General features: G+C 60.7%; 17 protein-coding genes. 5 read left to right on the top strand and 12 right to left on the bottom strand.

Annotated elements, in window-relative coordinates:
- Nucleotides 1-132 precede the first annotated feature (132 nt).
- The 8 genes from KHO07_RS22575 to KHO07_RS22540 all read right to left on the bottom strand — a co-directional run bounded on the left by KHO07_RS22575 (nt 133) and on the right by KHO07_RS22540 (nt 10,045).
- Nucleotides 133-897 carry an ATP-binding cassette domain-containing protein gene (locus KHO07_RS22575; RefSeq protein ID WP_056856146.1) on the bottom strand — a complete coding sequence of 255 codons (765 nt, stop codon included), beginning with the start codon at nt 895-897 and terminating at the stop codon, nt 133-135.
- Nucleotides 898-910: 13 nt separating this feature from the next.
- On the bottom strand, nt 911-2,029 hold the full coding sequence (locus tag KHO07_RS22570; protein ID WP_212625596.1) for a succinylglutamate desuccinylase/aspartoacylase family protein: 1,119 nt from the start codon (nt 2,027-2,029) through the stop codon (nt 911-913).
- Between the two features lie 11 nt (nt 2,030-2,040).
- Entirely contained in the window at nt 2,041-2,751 is a 711-nt protein-coding gene (locus tag KHO07_RS22565) for an ABC transporter permease (RefSeq protein ID WP_150732139.1), read from the bottom strand.
- Nucleotides 2,748-3,476, bottom strand: coding sequence for an ABC transporter permease (locus KHO07_RS22560; protein ID WP_075946811.1), 729 nt, complete (start codon nt 3,474-3,476; stop codon nt 2,748-2,750). The genes KHO07_RS22565 and KHO07_RS22560 overlap by 4 nt, the downstream gene beginning before the upstream one ends.
- Nucleotides 3,477-3,532: 56 nt before the next feature.
- Nucleotides 3,533-4,315: a transporter substrate-binding domain-containing protein gene (locus KHO07_RS22555; RefSeq protein ID WP_075946812.1), complete on the bottom strand. Its 783-nt coding sequence runs from the start codon at nt 4,313-4,315 to the stop codon at nt 3,533-3,535.
- A gap of 427 nt (nt 4,316-4,742) precedes the next feature.
- Nucleotides 4,743-6,431 (bottom strand): ATP-dependent DNA ligase, encoded by a 1,689-nt coding sequence (locus KHO07_RS22550; RefSeq protein ID WP_212625595.1) that lies wholly within the window; start codon nt 6,429-6,431, stop codon nt 4,743-4,745.
- Nucleotides 6,428-7,462 (bottom strand): ligase-associated DNA damage response exonuclease, encoded by a 1,035-nt coding sequence (locus KHO07_RS22545; RefSeq protein ID WP_212625594.1) that lies wholly within the window; start codon nt 7,460-7,462, stop codon nt 6,428-6,430. Before KHO07_RS22545 ends, KHO07_RS22550 begins: the two co-directional genes overlap by 4 nt.
- A gap of 132 nt (nt 7,463-7,594) precedes the next feature.
- The gene (locus tag KHO07_RS22540) at nt 7,595-10,045 is read right to left on the bottom strand and encodes a penicillin acylase family protein (RefSeq protein ID WP_212625593.1); all 2,451 of its coding nucleotides are present in this window, start codon (nt 10,043-10,045) and stop codon (nt 7,595-7,597) included.
- A gap of 176 nt (nt 10,046-10,221) precedes the next feature.
- Between KHO07_RS22540 and KHO07_RS22535 the strand changes: the two genes are divergently transcribed.
- On the top strand, nt 10,222-10,779 hold the full coding sequence (locus KHO07_RS22535; protein ID WP_150732458.1) for a cysteine hydrolase family protein: 558 nt from the start codon (nt 10,222-10,224) through the stop codon (nt 10,777-10,779).
- Nucleotides 10,780-10,882: 103 nt separating this feature from the next.
- On the opposite strand, the gene KHO07_RS22530 is transcribed toward KHO07_RS22535, so the two are convergent.
- From KHO07_RS22530 to KHO07_RS22515, 4 genes are all read right to left on the bottom strand, one after another.
- Complete coding sequence (locus KHO07_RS22530; protein ID WP_034146774.1) at nt 10,883-11,083, bottom strand: SEC-C metal-binding domain-containing protein; 201 nt, start codon at nt 11,081-11,083, stop codon at nt 10,883-10,885.
- A 5-nt stretch (nt 11,084-11,088) separates the two neighbouring features.
- A complete protein-coding gene (locus tag KHO07_RS22525) occupies nt 11,089-11,574 on the bottom strand; it encodes an LEA type 2 family protein (RefSeq protein WP_150732144.1) in 486 nt (161 codons plus the stop codon).
- 116 nt (nt 11,575-11,690) lie between these two features.
- Nucleotides 11,691-12,170, bottom strand: coding sequence for a YchJ family protein (locus tag KHO07_RS22520; protein WP_150732145.1), 480 nt, complete (start codon nt 12,168-12,170; stop codon nt 11,691-11,693).
- Nucleotides 12,171-12,174: 4 nt separating this feature from the next.
- Nucleotides 12,175-12,672, bottom strand: a complete 498-nt coding sequence (locus KHO07_RS22515; RefSeq protein WP_150732146.1) for a DUF6231 family protein — start codon at nt 12,670-12,672, stop codon at nt 12,175-12,177.
- Nucleotides 12,673-12,862: 190 nt separating this feature from the next.
- Between KHO07_RS22515 and KHO07_RS22510 the strand changes: the two genes are divergently transcribed.
- From KHO07_RS22510 to KHO07_RS22495, 4 genes are all read left to right on the top strand, one after another.
- Nucleotides 12,863-13,558, top strand: coding sequence for an OmpA family protein (locus KHO07_RS22510; protein ID WP_212625592.1), 696 nt, complete (start codon nt 12,863-12,865; stop codon nt 13,556-13,558).
- A 90-nt stretch (nt 13,559-13,648) separates the two neighbouring features.
- Nucleotides 13,649-14,362, top strand: coding sequence for an OmpA family protein (locus tag KHO07_RS22505; protein WP_150704509.1), 714 nt, complete (start codon nt 13,649-13,651; stop codon nt 14,360-14,362).
- Nucleotides 14,363-14,509: 147 nt separating this feature from the next.
- A complete protein-coding gene (locus tag KHO07_RS22500; protein ID WP_150732148.1) occupies nt 14,510-14,788 on the top strand; it encodes a DUF1145 domain-containing protein in 279 nt (92 codons plus the stop codon).
- The gene (locus KHO07_RS22495; protein ID WP_212625591.1) at nt 14,781-15,539 is read left to right on the top strand and encodes a collagen-like protein; all 759 of its coding nucleotides are present in this window, start codon (nt 14,781-14,783) and stop codon (nt 15,537-15,539) included. Before KHO07_RS22500 ends, KHO07_RS22495 begins: the two co-directional genes overlap by 8 nt.
- Nucleotides 15,540-15,565 lie beyond the last annotated feature (26 nt).

The raw sequence follows: 15,565 nt of genomic DNA, 5'->3' as shown, positions 1-15,565 counted from the left end.
GCAATAGGACAAGTTTTACTGCGATGACTTGTAGCAGCAAGCTTGCTCGCGATGTCGGTGTGTCAGGCGACGAGGATGTCAGCCGAAAAACCGCTATCGCGAACAAGCTTGCTCCTGCAAGGGAGAGGTGAATTACTTCAGGTTACCGCTCAGGAACTGCTTCAAGCGTTCACTCTTCGGATTGCCCAGCACGTCTTCCGGCGCGCCTTCTTCCTCCACCAGGCCCTGGTGCAGGAACAATACCTGGCTCGATACCTTGCGGGCGAAGCTCATTTCGTGGGTCACCATGATCATGGTCCGGCCTTCTTCGGCCAGGCCCTGGATCACTTTGAGCACTTCACCTACCAGTTCGGGGTCCAATGCCGACGTCGGTTCGTCGAACAGCATGACTTCCGGCTCCATGGCCAATGCCCGGGCAATCGCCACGCGTTGCTGCTGACCGCCGGAAAGGAATGCCGGGTATTGATCGGCCACCCGCGCCGGTAAACCGACCTTGTCCAGGTAGCGGCGGGCACGGTCTTCGGCTTCCTGCTTGCTGCAACCCAGCACCCGGCGTGGCGCCATGGTGATGTTTTCCAGCACGGTCATGTGGCTCCACAGGTTGAAGTGCTGGAACACCATGGCCAGGCGGGTGCGGATCCGTTGCAGCTCATCGGGATCGGCAACGTGCATACCGTGGCGATCCTTGACCATGCGGATGGCCTGGCCGTCCAGGCTCATGGCGCCGTCGTTGGGTTGTTCGAGAAAGTTGATGCAGCGCAGGAAGGTACTTTTGCCCGAGCCGCTGGCGCCGATCAGGCTGATGACGTCGCCGGTGTTGGCCTTGAGCGAAACGCCTTTGAGCACCTCGTGATCGCCATAGCTTTTATGCAGGCCTTCGATGGTCAGTTTGTACATGGAACAAGCATCCTCAAGGCGAAAGTAGGTAGCCGCTGCGATAGGCTTCGGTGCCCGCGACATGGGCGATCACCATGCCGGCAGTGGCCATGCGCCGCAGCGAGCGGGCGTACATCAGGCCGGCGGCGGTGCAATGGACTGGAGTGACGCGATCGGTGATCGGGTCAATGATTTCGGCGATCAGTTGCCCGGCTTCCAGGTACTCGCCTGGCAGTGCGCTGAACACCAGCAAACCGCCGACGGGCGTCGCCACCGGTTCCACGCCGGCCAGCGGCGTAGCCGGGTAGGGCAGCTCTGGCATGGGTGCCGGTTCGCCGGCAATTGCACCGAAGTGAATCAGGTAATCGATCACGGCCTGGCTGTCGAGGCTGGCCAGTGGGTGATTCACATCGCCCTGGCCGCGCAGTTCGACGGTGACCGAGAAACTGCCCGGTGGAATATCGAACTGTTCGCCGAAGCGATCCTTCAACTGCCACCAGAGCAGAGTGAAGCATTCATCGAACGACTGCCCGCCGGAATCAGTGGCCAGCAAGCTGGCTTCGGACCCGATGTAGCGCGCCAGCGGCTCGACCTGCGGCCAGGCTTCGGGCGTGGTGTACAGATGCGCGACGGCTTCGAAATCGCAATGCAGGTCCAGCACCATGTCGGCGTCGCAGGCCAGCCGTTGCAGGGTCAGGCGTTGCGATTGCAGTTGGGTGGTGGCGGTCTGCCGGGTCAGTGCGTTGCGCAGGCTGTGGCGGATCAGTTCGAGATTGCGTTGCGGGTCGCCGCCAAGCTGGCCTTCGATCTCGTTGCCGACCTCTTCGCTCAAATCGACGAACCAGCGGTTGAAGTTCTGCCCGCTTTCCAGCTCGTAGCGACCCAGCGGCACGTCCATCAGCACTTGTTCCAGGCCGACCGGATTGGCCACGGGAACCAGGACGATTTCACTGCGCAGCCGCCCGGCCGCTTCCAGCTCGGTCAGGCGTTGCTTGAGGTGCCAGGCGACCAGCATGCCGGGCATTTCATCGGCATGCAGGGACGACTGGATGTAGATTTTGCCTTTGGCCGGTTGAGGGCCGAAGTGAAAACTGTGGATCTGTCGTGCTGTCCCCGGCAGCGGGGCCAGCAGGTCATGAATCTGGTGGCGCATTGCGAAAAATCCTAGTGGGTCGGCCCAAGGAAGGCCAGCCATCGGCGTTCGGCGAGACGGAACAGGCCGACCAGTGCAAAGGTGATGGTCAGGTAGATCAGCGCGGCGATGCCGAACGACTGGAAGGTCAGGAAGGTCGCCGAGTTGGCGTCCCGAGCGACTTTCAGGATGTCCGGGATGGTTGCGGTGAACGCCACGGTGGTCGAGTGCAGCATCAGGATCACTTCGTTGCTGTAGTAAGGCAACGAGCGGCGCAGGGCCGAAGGCATGATCACGTAGGCATACAGCTTCCAGCCGGTCAGGCCGTAGGCCTTGGCTGCTTCGACTTCACCGTGGGCCATGCTGCGAATCGCCCCGGCGAAAATCTCCGTGGTGTAGGCGCAGGTGTTCAGGGCGAACGCCAGGATGGTGCAGTTCATCGCATCGCGGAAGAAACTGTCGAGCACCGGTTGCGCCCGCACGGCGGCGAGGCTGTAGATCCCGGTGTAGCAGATCAGCAACTGGATATACAACGGCGTGCCACGGAACAGGTAGGTGTAGAACTGCACCGGCCAGCGAATGTAGAAGTGCGGTGAAACCCGGGCGATGGACAGCGGGATCGAGACGATGAAGCCGATGAAAATCGACGCGCTGAGCAGCCACAGGGTCATGGCCAGGCCGGTGATGTTTTGGCCGTCGGTATAGAGGAAGGCTTTCCAGTATTCCTGCAGGAGTTCGATCATCGTACGGCCTCCCGGGTCCCGGCGGCGTAGCGGCGTTCGAGCCAGCGCAGAATGAAGTTGGAGGCACTGGTGATCAGCAGATAGATCAGCGCAGCGAGCACCAGGAAGTAGAACAGTTGATAGGTGCTTTTACCCGCATCCTGGGCAGCCTTGACCAGATCGGCCAAACCGATGATCGACACCAGCGCAGTGGCCTTGAGCATCACCATCCAGTTGTTGCCGATACCCGGCAGGGCGTAGCGCATCATCTGCGGGAACACCACGATACGAAACCGCTGGCCGCGCTTGAGGCCGTAGGCGGTGGCTGCTTCGACCTGGCCGCGCGGCACGGCAAGGATGGCGCCGCGGAACGTCTCGGTGAAGTACGCGCCGTAAATGAAGCCCAGGGTCAGGACCCCGGCGCTGAACGGGTTGATCTCGATGTATTCCCATTCCATGTAGTCGGTGAGCGACGTCAGCCAGGTTTGCAGGCTGTAGAAAATCAACAGCATTAGCACCAGATCCGGCACCCCGCGAATCAGCGTGGTGTAGCACTGGGCAACCAGGCGCAGCAGTTTGACTTTGGACAGTTTGGCACTGGCGCCGAGCAGGCCGAGCAACACGGCCACCAGCAGCGACATCGCCGATAATTTGATGGTCATCCAGGTGCCTTCCATCAGCAAAGGACCGAAGCCCTTCAGACTGAAGGCTGAGAGCCCCAGAGTTTGCAGGAGGTTTTCGAACATAAATCAGCAACCTGATCGGATAAAAAAAGCGCCCATCGCGAGATGGGCGCCGGGCATTATTTGCCGCTGTACAGATTCAGATCGCCAAAGTGTTTCTTCTGAATGGTGGCGTAGGTGCCATCATCGTGTAACGCTTTGATACCTTTATCCAAAAGTGCTTTCAGCTCGGTGTTACCTTTCTTAATACCGACTGCTGTCTTGGCTGGCAGCAGTTCGCTGTCGACCGGCTTGCTGACTTCGTAACCCTCGCCTTTTGGCGACTTCAGGAAGCCCAGTTCAGCTTGCAGCATGTCCTGGATCGCGGCGTCGAGACGGCCGGACGTCAGGTCCGAATACACCTGGTCCTGGTTCTGGTAGGCCTGGGTTTTCACGCCAGCCTTGTCCAGAACGGCTTTGGCGTAGGCTTCCTGGATGGTGCCTTGCTCGTAGCCGACGGTTTTGCCCTTCAGTGAAGCGACGTCTTCGCTCAGGCCGGAACCTTTCTTGAACACGTAGGCGGTTGGGCCGGAGAACAGCTCACTGGAGAAATCGATGACTTTTTCACGGGCCGGGGTGACGGTCATCGAAGAGATCACGCCGTCGAACTTATTGGCCTTGAGGCCAGGAATCATCCCGTCGAAATCGCTTTCGACCCATTTGCACTTGACCTTCAGCTCGGCGCAGATTGCGTTGCCCAGATCGATGTCGAAGCCCACCAGGCTGCCGTCGGCCGCTTTCGACTCGAACGGTGCGTAGGAAGGATCAACGCCAAAACGCAATTCTTTGTATTCCTTTGCCATGGCGGAGCCAGCGGCCATGCACAACGCCAGTGCAGAAAGGGTCAGCAATGCTTTTTTCATTATTTATTCCCTAAAACCAATATGAGCGCTTGTGGCGCAGAATTATTGTTACTGGTAAGCGTAAGACCTAATGAAAGTAGCAATTTCCGAACCAGAGTGCCGAACAAGCGTTTAAAAGGCGCGCGGGAAATTGCCGGAGGGGATTAGTGCACGAAAATGGGCGGCGTGGGAAGCCTGCACCTTTTCGGTTCGAATAGGCATAAGACTCTGTGGCCAGGGAGCTTGCTCCCGCTCGGCTGCGCAGCAGGCTTGAGCAACATCGATCAGGCATCGCGTGAATAGGTTTTGGGGCCGCTTCGCAGCCCAGCGGGAGCAAGCTCCCTCGCCACAGGAGGGGCGGTTCACAGTCTGGCGGGAGCAAGCTCTCTCGCCACAGGAGGGGCGGTTCGCAGTCTGGCGGGAGCAAGCTTGGCCATAGGGGGGCGGATCAGGCAAGCAGGTCCTGCAAGGTGCCGAGATGGTCAGCCTCATCGACGGTTTTGTCCTGGCGCCAGCGCAGCATCCGCGGAAAGCGCACCGCGATTCCGCTTTTGTGCCGCTTGGACAGGGCAATCCCCTCGAAGCCCAGCTCAAACACCAGGCTCGGTTTGACGCTGATTACCGGGCCAAATTTTTCCACGGTGGTTTTGCGCACGATGCTGTCGACCTGACGCATTTCTGCATCGGTCAGCCCCGAATAGGCCTTGGCAAAGGGCACCAGCGTACGTTCGCTGGCGTCGGGTGGACCGTCCCAGACGGCGAAGGTGTAGTCGCTGAAAAGACTGGCCCGGCGGCCATGACCGCGTTGCGCGTAAATCAGGACGGCATCGACGCTGAACGGGTCGACTTTCCATTTCCACCAGACGCCCACGTCCTTGGTTCGCCCCACGCCGTAGAGTGCGTCGCGAGCCTTGAGCATCATGCCTTCGACCCCGAGCCGGCGAGAGGCCTCGCGCTGGCGGGCGAGGTCGAACCAGTCATCGCCGGTCAGCAGCGGCGACGCCAGCAACGCCGGGTGATTGCATCGGCCAATGACCTGCTCCAGTTGCGCACGCCGCTGCGCCTGTGGGTGATTGCGCCAGTCTTCGCCTGCCCATTCCAGCAAGTCGTAGGCGAGGATGACCACGGGGATGTCGTTGAGCATTTTCTTGCTGAGGGTTTTGCGACCGATTCGCTGCTGCAGCAGTGCGAAAGGTTGCACGGCGGGGGCGGTCGGTGAGTGTGGATTGAAGGCGTCGTCGGTATCCGGTTGATCGCTCTTCCAGACTACGATCTCACCGTCGATCACCGTGCCGTCGGGCAGGCCGTGAAGCAGGTTTCCCAGTTCGGGAAAGCGCTCGGTGACCAGCTCTTCACCCCGCGACCAGACCCACAACTGCCCGGCACGCTTGACCACTTGGGCGCGGATGCCATCCCACTTCCATTCCACCTGCCAATCGCTGGCGGGGCCAAGCAATGCGTCGAATTGTTCGACCGGTTGCGACAGGGCGTGGGCGAGAAAAAACGGATAAGGCTGACCGCCTCTCTGGGCATGTTCATCGGCCGATTCGGCGGCGATCAGTTTCAAGTAACTGGCGGCGCTCGGGCGATTCGACAGATCGGTGTAGCCCACCAGCCGTTGCGCCACCCGTTTGCTGTCCAGTTGAGCCATGGACGCGAGCGCGCGGGTGACCAGCAATTTGGAGACACCCACGCGAAAGCTGCCGGTGATCAGCTTGATGCAGACCATCAAACTGGTGCGGTCCAGTTGCGACCAGAGTTCGGGCAGTTGCCGGGTCAGTACATCAGGCGATTCGCCGCGCAATGGCAGGAGTTTGTTTTCGACCCACATGGCCAGCCCGTCGGTGGACACGTGGGGTGCCTCGGGCAGGATCAGCGAAATGGTTTCCGCCAGATCGCCCACGGCCTGATAACTCTCTTCGAACAACCACGGCGACAGCCCCGAATGCGTCACGGCCAGCTCATGCAGAAGACGCACCGGCACCAGTTGCCGGGGGCGTCCACCAGACAGGAAGTACACCGCCCACGCGGCATCTTCCGGTGCGGCTTGCGCAAAGTAGCGTTGCATCGCCGCCAGTTTCGCGTTGCTTGAGGTCGTCGCATCAAGCTCGGCGTACAACTCGGCGAACGCTCTCATGGGCGTGCCTCGACGAGCGCGGGCTCGGCGGCCAGCGGTTCTTCTTCATCGTCGCCGTATTCGGTATCGAAGGCCTGGGCGTCGAGGCCCTGTTCGCACAGGTGCCGCACCAACACCGCGACAGAGCCGTGAGTGACCATCACCCGTTGCGCGCCGCTTTGCTCAATCGCCCAGAGCAAACCGGGCCAGTCCGCGTGATCGGAGAGCACGAAGCCGCGATCCACACCCCGTCGCCGACGGGTGCCGCGCAGACGCATCCAGCCGCTGGCGAAGCCGTCGCTGAAATCGCCAAAGCGGCGCATCCAGGTGCTGCCACCTGCTGACGGCGGGGCGATGACCAGGGCTTTGCGCAGCACCGGATCGTTTTTATTGATGTCGCCGGCGTAGATCGTGGGGGGCAGATGAACCCCCGCTTCCCGGTAAACCCGATTCAGTGGCTCAACCGCGCCATGGGCCACTATGGGGCCGAGGCTGGCATCGATACCGTGGAGAATGCGTTGGGCTTTGCCGAAGGCGTAGCACAGCAGCACGCTGGTTTTGTCTTCGGCCGCGTTGGCTTGCCACCACTGATTGATTTCGTCGAAGACTTGCGCCTGGGGCTGCCAGCGATAAATCGGCAGGCCGAATGTCGACTCGGTGATAAATGTGTGACAGCGCACCGGTTCGAATGGGGCGCAGGTGCCGTCGGGTTCGATTTTGTAATCACCGGAAGCGACCCAGATTTCGCCGCGGTATTCCAGGCGAACCTGTGCCGAACCGAGCACATGGCCGGCGGGGTGAAAACTCACGGTGACGCCGTGATGCAGCAGGCGTTCGCCATAGGCCAGCGTTTGCAGGTTGATGTCCTGCCCCAGGCGTGTACGCAGAATTCCTTCACCGGGCGCGGCTGCCAGGTAATGCTGGTTGCCCGTATGCGCATGATCGCCATGGGCGTGGGTGATGACGGAACGCTCGACCGGCCGCCACGGATCGATATAGAAATCGCCGACGGGACAGTACAAGCCTTCGGGACGCGCGATGACAAGATCCATGGCATTGCCGGGGTGGGGGGACTTGTAAGCTATGAGGCTGGCGCGAGGAAAGAAGTTCTATCGGGGTTTAATGGGTGAGCGACATTGCGAATGTGGGAGCAGGCTCGCTCCCACATTCTTTCGGTGGTGACGTTACTTGCCCGGTGTCAGGGTCAAGCGCTTGGTCCCGTACACCTTGTCAAAGTGCTGCGGTTGCATCGGCAGGCTCTGATACTGACCCTTGAGCCACGGATCGATGCTGTTCAGGTAGCTCGGGCTGGCGGGGTTGCCGGACTGGCCAGTGGCGTTCTGGCCCATCAGCGGTTCGGCCTGGCCGAAGTCGACGATGAAGCGCATGGCCGGTGCCAGCGTGGTGTTGAAGTCCTGGCCCCAGGCGAACGCAGCGGTATTGAGTGTGGTGTGATCGCCGCCGGCCGGCACGGGGCCGCGCACGGTCTGGCCGCTGGCGTTCTTCCATTCGTAGCGGTGCAGTTTGCCCCACTGCCAGGCTTTGTGATCGCCGCCCAACTGGCTGTCGCCGGCGGTAATGGCCGCGGCGAGGCTGCGGGCGAGAATCGCCGGTTTGTCTTCTTTCTGCGCGGTGCGCGCATCATCCCAGAACGGACTGTCTTCGCGGCCCAGCAAGTGATCGGCCTGGGCGGAATAGGACAATTTACCGTTGGCGACGAAGGCTTTCCAGGCCGGGCTGCTTTGCGGCCCCAATTCATCGAGGAAGATCTGTTTCATGCTTTCCTGCAGAAACAGCTCGTAGATCGCCGCGTCGGGGGACGTCGGGGCAAGCTTGCCGTCGAAGGCCATCAAGCGGGTCAACGCCTCGCGCGCCTTGCCGCGATCCGCCACCGGCAGGCCTTCGATCGCCTGTTTGAGCGGCTGAGCCATGCCCGGCGCTTCAAACATTTTCTTCAGTTTGGCGGCGAAGGTGGTGGTCTGGTCGTACTGCATGGCGATCAGGCTGCGGGTGTCATGTTTGCCCACGCCAGCCAGTTCCGCCAGGCGCTCGCCGCGCTCCGGCGCCGACCAGGAATTGGACAGCTGCATGCCATAGCCATGGGGAATGACGCGCTGGTTGGCGGTGCCAAGCCAGCCTTGCGCCGGGTCCTGATCGTACGGGTGCAGCATCGGGTCGGCGTAACCGTCCCAATCGTAACGATCCTCCCAGCCCGGCGAGGGCAGCAGGCCTTCGCCTTCGCGGCGGTTCGGGTAACGGCCGGTGACTTGCCAGCCAATGTTGCTGGCATCGGCAAACACCAGGTTCAGGGCGATGGCGCGGATCTCGCGGCTGGCGTCGGAAGCCTTCTCGACAGTCTGCGCGCGGGACAGGTCGAAAAACGCGTCCAGGGATTTGTCGTCGGTGAAGTTCGGCGTCTGCAAGGCCAGGCCGAAGCCGTTGCCTTGCGCCAGGCCTTGTGCGCTGTTGAGCAGCGGGCCGTGGCGTGTTTCGTACACCGCTTCGCGAATCGGCCGCTGGCCTTTGACGAAGTAGGTTTCGTTGCGCACGATTGCCGGTTGCCATTTGCCGTTGGATTCGTAGGCGAGACCGTTACCCTGGCGGCGGATCTTTTCCAGGAACAGGTCCTGGTTGTCACCCATGACGGTGGTCGTGCTCCACGCCACTTTGCCGTTGAAGCCACCCAGCACCATGGGCAAGCCGGCGATGGTCACGCCGGAAGCCTGATACTTCGGGGCGCGAATCTGCACGTAGCTATAGAGCGACGGCACGCCCATCGGGCCATGGCTGTCGCTGGCCAGCAGGCTTTTGCCGCTGCGGCTGCGCGCTGGGGCAATCGCCCAGTTGTTCGAGGAAATCGCGCCCAGCAGATTCAGGTCTGACAGTTGGCCTGTGGCTTTGCTGATGTCGGCCAACCCCGGTATTTGTCCGTTGAGCTTGATGCCTTGCAGCTTGTCGCTTTCAGCCGATGGCAGTTTTTCGTCGGGAGCGGACGGCGTCAGCCATGGCAGTTTGTCGGTGGTGACGGTTTGCGCGAGTACCAGCGCGGAAATTTCTTCCGGCAGGTTGGCCGACTGACTGAAGTTCAACAGGCAGAAAATCAGCGCTGAATCTTCCGGCTTCCAGTATTCAGGTTTGTAGCCGCTGGCAACCAGGTCGGCCGGCAGCTTGTCGCGGAATCGGAACAGGTAGGCGTTGACCCCGCGGGCATACACTTCAAAGAAGCGTTTAAGGCGCGGCGAAGAGGCTTTGTACAGTTCACCGGCGCTTTTCTTCAGATTGACGGCGCGCATGTAGCGGTCGGCGTCGAGCAAGTCCGCACCGTGCATTTCCGCCAGTCGGCCCTGGGCCAGCAAGCGCAGGGTGACCATTTGCGTGATGCGGTCGCTGGCGTGCACATAACCGAGGGTAAACAGCGCGTCGTGGAATGTGCTGCTTTCGATCAACGGCATGCCCATCGCGTTGCGACGCACCGAAACGTTCTGCGCCAACCCCTTCAGCGGCTGTACGCCGATGGTCGGCGGGAGGGTGTCCTGGGCATTGAAGCTCTGACAACCGGTCAGGCTCAAAACCCCCGCGACTGCTGCGGCAACGCCGAACCGGGGTAGAAAATGTATGAGGGCTGGCGAGGCCATGGCAAAGCTCCTGCGGGGGTAGCGTCAGTAAAGCCGCTACGTTAGTGAGCGGGAGGTGGCCGCGCAAGCGGGGTATCAGGTTATTTCAGGATTTGTCTGGTAACCGCAGCCTTGTAGGCACTGCCGAAGGCTGCGATCTTCTGATCTTTAAATCCAATGGCCTGGAAGAAATTGGTATGCATCTGGAGAAAAACGCCGCACTGATCATCATCGACCAACAAAAAGGCATCCTGCACCCCAGGCTCGGTCGCCGGAACAATCCCCAGGCAGAAGAACGCATAGAGGAACTGTTGGCTCATTGGCGCCGCAGCGGTCGGCCGGTCATTCACGTGCAGCACTTGTCCCGATCGGAAGATTCGGTGTTCTGGCCGCAGCAATCGGGTGTGGAATTTCAGGAGCGTTTTCAGCCGTTGCCTGATGAGCATTTGATTCAGAAACAGGTGCCAGACGCGTTTTGTTCAACGGGACTGGAGCGCTTGTTGCGCGAGGCGGGGATCGGGCAGCTGATCATCGTCGGCGTGGCGACCCATAACTCCGTGGAGTCCACGGCACGCTCGGCAGGCAATCTGGGGTTTGAGACATGGGTGGCGCAGGATGCGTGCTTTACCTTCGACAAGGCTGACTTTTTCGGTAATGCCCGTTCAGCCGAGGAAGTGCATGGGATGTCACTGGGGAATTTGCATGGCGAGTATGCGACGGTGGTCGATACCGCGCAGATTCTCACGGCTGACTGAAAACCTGTGGGAGCCTGCTTGCCAGCGAAACGGTGTGTCTGGCAAACGCGCGTTGCGTTGATCGCCAGCAAGCCGGCTCCTACAGGGGGATGGGGCTAACCCATCAAGCGCCGTGGCACTTCTTGAATTTCTTACCGTTGCCGCATGGGCAAGGGTCGTTGCGGCCAACGTCTTTCAAGGCGTTGCGCACCGGTTCCTGGTGGGCGTGGCCGCAGTTCGGGCCGTGGACATGGCCATGGTCGTGATCATGGTGGTCATGATCGTGGTTGCAGTCAGGGCCATGAACATGGGGTTGCTGGGTCATCAGGGTTACTCCGGAATTAGATCGGCGGGGATTATCACGCCATTACGCGCCAGGTGCACGTAGTGGGCGATGAATAAACCGGTTTCCATTTCACCTTCGAGACGATAAGGAATGCCTTGCTCGGCGTTTTTCAGCTGTTTGACCAGGTCTCTGACCTTGGGCCACAGATTGGTGCGGATCGGCACCTTGTAGGAACGGCTGGCCTTGGGCCCGATGGTGATCCAGTGTTCATGTTCGCCATCGGCCAGCAGGATGTCGCCCAGGTGAATACGATATTCCAGGCCGCGCACGGTCAGTTCGCTTTCGCTGCGGTTGTCGATGCGAAAGTGCAGCACGAAGCGCTGCTCCAGCAGTTTGGCGCGCACCACTTCCACCCGGGTCAGGTGCACTTCGGGGTCCGGCTCATCGCTGCTGAACCAGGACGCACAACCGCCGAGCCCGAGAAACAGGGCCGCCGTGAGCAGATAGAGTGCGATTCGCCGGGTGATCATGGTCGTGGTTCTCCTTGAACCACAGTCTAGCCGTTAAAAGATCGCAGCCTTCGGCAGCGCCTGAAGGCCTGCGCAATCCCCGCATGAGCTGCCGAAAGCTGCGATCTTTTGACGTTCTATCCGCTACCGAAATACCCCGAGCAACACTTCTTGAACTTCTGCCCACTTGCGCAAGGACAGGCATCGTTGCGCCCGATGTCGAGTGCCACGGTGGGGTCGATGAAGTACCAGTGGCCGGCGTTCTGCACGAACGACGAGCGTTCGCGGTGGCTGTGTTCGCCGGTGCCGTCGTGCCAGCGCGCGGTAAAGGTCACGAATGCGTGTTCCGGCTGGCCGCCGAGCACTTCCGAGCTTTCCACCTCAAGGCCCAGCCAGGTGCTTTGGGCACTCCAGTCGCTGATCGATTGCCGATCGAGCCCTGATTGCTGGGCGGGCAGGGTGGTCGCCACCAGATAATCGATCAGGCCCAGCACATAGGCGCTGTAGCGCGAGCGCATCAGGGCTTCGGCGCATGGCGCCGGGTGACCGGCATGGTAATGACCGCAGCAGGCGTCGAGCAGGGTGCCGCTGCCGCAAGGGCAAATGGATGTACTCATTGCGTTACCACCAATATTTCCCGAAGTTTTCCGGATTGGCCCAGAAACGCGAATTGAGCCAGTCGGGGACTTGTTTGTAGTCAAGCAGATCATAGGTGAACAGGGTCAACACCTGATCGTCGCGCTGGAAACGCTCACTGGCTTGCAGGGCCAGGGAGAAAAAATCGGTCTCCTGCCAGCCGCTGGCCGGTAAATCGGCCAGGACAGCGATGCGACTGGCATTGAGGTTGCGGATGCCGCCGAGCAGGTTCAGGCCATCGCGCTTGGGCAAGTGCTCGAGGCAATCGACCACCAGCGCCAGATCAAACCGGCGCGCCGCCAGCTCGGCCGGCAACGCTCCGGGCGCCGCATGCGCCACGCAGCTGTCGGGGTGTGCGAGCTTGAAGGCTTCAAGCGCCGGGAATTCGCTGGCGCCAATCAGCAACAGACGCGCCGGGGCGTAACGATCCAGCAAAGCGGCCAGCGCCTGTTGCGGCGTGCGCGAAGAAATAGCTGCAATCATCGAAGTTCCTCAATCAGATGTGCCAAGACTAGCCTGCCCGCAAGTTCGAGCCTAGAGCGGCTTTTACCGAAAAGTGACGATCTGCCGTGAACACGGGAGAAAACTGCAATGGCCTATTGCTGGCGGAGAATTAAACTCGGGTCTTTACTCCCTGAATCGGTTCTAAGCCGATCCTTAAGGAGAAAACTAGATGAGCATAGTTCGGACAGCATTACCCCTGGTTCTGCTAACCAGTGTGTTAACTGGTTGTGCAGGTTTGCAGAAAACCGACTGGCCGACCTGTGCGGCCGTCGGTGGTGTCGTAGGTGCGGGGCTCGGCGCGACCGAAAGCTCGTCGTGGGCTGGCTGGGGCGCCTTGGTGGTGGGTGGTACGGCGGCAGCCTATTGCTGGGTTCACGGTGATGGCGACGAAGACGGCGATGGCGTGCCGGATAGTCGCGACAAGTGCCCGGGCACGCCTAAAGGCGTTCAGGTCGATGCCGATGGCTGCCCACCACCAGCACCTGCTCCAGTGGTTGAAGAAGCGGTGGTGGTCAAGGAAGAAACCATTGTCATTCGTGATGTCCACTTCCAGTTCGACAAAGCCACGCTGACCCAGTCTGACAAAGCAGTGCTCGACAAGATCGCCACTCGCTTGAAAGGGGAAGCACCCAACGCTCAACTGACGGTAACCGGTCACACCGACAGCGTGGGCAGCGATGCTTACAACCAGAAACTGTCGGATAAACGCGCCCACTCGGTGGTTGAATACCTCATCCAGGAAGGCGTACCACGCAGCAGCTTCGTGTCTGTAACCGGTGCCGGTGAAAGCCAGCCGGTTGCCGAAAACAAAACGGCTGACGGCCGCGCGATGAACCGTCGCACGGAAATCAAAATCAACCGCTAGGTCCCTCGCATCCGCGGCTTGTGCAGTCGCGGATGCGGGTCTTTACTCCTGTGTAACCGGCATCGGCCGGTGACACAGGAGCTTCCAAAAATGAGCAATCTCACACGGACCGTCTTACCGGTTCTGCTGCTGGGCAGCCTGTTAACCGGTTGCGCTACTCACAGCGATGGCACTGCCCCCCTCAATCAACGTACCTGGCCGATCTGCAGCCTCCTTGGCGGACTGGTCGGCGGAGGCCTGGGCGCTATCGAAAGTAGCGGTTGGGCGGCCGGTGGAGCGGCGCTCGGTATTTTGACCGGTGGCTTGATCTGTTACGCCCAGGACGGAGACGAAGACGACGATGGCGTGTTTGACCGCCGCGATCGCTGCCCCGACACCCCGGCCAACACCCCTGTGGAACATCACGGATGCCCGTTGCCGCAATACCCGGCCAGCGTGAAACCGGCCGAACCTGTGGCGCCTGAAGTCATTACGTTGAGCAACGACGTGTTCTTTGGCTTCGATAAGTCGGACCTGACCCCGACCGCGAAAAGCGAACTCGACGCGATCATGGGCAAACTGGAGGACGCCGACGTGGTGAGCATCAAGGTGATCGGTCACACCGACAGCGTCGGTTCGGACAGCTATAACCAGAGTCTGTCGGAGCGTCGCGCCAGCAGCGTTGCGGAGTATCTGTTGGCCCAGGGTGTAGCACCGAACAAACTCACCAGCGAGGGCAAGGGTGAAAGCCAGCCAGTGGCGGATAACGAAACCGAAGAAGGGCGCGCGAAAAACCGTCGCGTGGAATTGCACATCAATCGCTGAGTCGCGGATTAGAGCTGTCGAGCGCGGATTGCCCGCGTTTCGACGGCCATTCGGCGATCTTCATGAAGAATTTTCGCTCACCCTCTGGCTTATCCCGCGTGGAAGCCGTTACTGTGCGCCCAAACAATAATTCTCATCGAGGGGCGTATGAAGGTGATCTGGGGGCTGGGGAAGCTGTTGACCCTGCTGTTCTGGCTGGTGGTGCTGGTCAATCAGCTCATGCCGTTTGTCCATCCGCTGCACCTGTTGGTCGAACTGTCCGGCGGTGTTCTGGCAATCCTCCATCTGCTTGAAGCGCTTTTTTGCAACCGCAGCCTCAAAGGCCGCGCGCACCCTTGGCGTGATCGTCTGAAGATTGTCATTTTCGGCGTTTTCCACCTGCAAACCATCCCCGCTCCCACCGCATCTAAGGCTTCCCATGCGTAAACTCTGTCTGCTCGCCGCACTCATCAGCCCACTGGCCTGCGCTCAGGTGGTGAGTGTCGAAACCAACTCGCTGATGCGCTTGCCCAACACCACCAGCACCTTGCAGCTGGAACGCCTGGAAGTGGCGGACTACGGCACTTTGTTGATTCCGTCGAACGTGACCGAGGTGACCGTCGGCGAATTGCATCTGGGCCGTGATGCACGGATTGCGATCGTACCCAGCGAACAGGCCCTGGAATTGAAAGTCAGCCGTGCCGAGTTGTCCGAGGGCAGCCAGATTACCGCGCGCGGCGCGCCGGGCACTTATCAGAAAGCCGCTCGCTCCGGGCGCAACCTGAATCTGCAGATCAAAACCCTCAATGCCCCGCAATTGTTCGTTGATGCGCGCGGTGGTGCGGGGGCGCCGGGCTTCGTCGGCCTCGACGGCGCCAATGGTCAGGCCCCGGGCTGCACCTGGGGTCAGGCCGGCCGAGGTGCCGATGGCAGCGACGGCAGTGACGGTCAGCCAGGCGCACCGGGAGCACTGGTGAAGCTGGCAGTGCCGCGTGATTACCCGGCAGAACAGATCAAGGTTCAGGTTGCCGGTGGTGCAGGTGGCCTGGCCGGGCCTGGTGGAAAACCGGGGGCAGGCGGCAAGGCCAAGGGTTGCCTGATCTATAAAGCCGATGGCGGCAAGAGCGGCAAGCCGGGTGTTGACGGGCAACCGGGAGTTGCCGGAGCAGCGGGGTCTGTGACAGTACAGCGCTTATAAGAACCACCAACACCCCTGTGGCGAGG

The organism is Pseudomonas sp. PP3 (assembly GCF_905336995.1).
Classification (GTDB): domain Bacteria; phylum Pseudomonadota; class Gammaproteobacteria; order Pseudomonadales; family Pseudomonadaceae; genus Aquipseudomonas; species Aquipseudomonas reinekei.
Note: the sequence above shows the minus strand (reverse complement) of the source record. Positions and strands in the feature narration are given on the sequence as shown.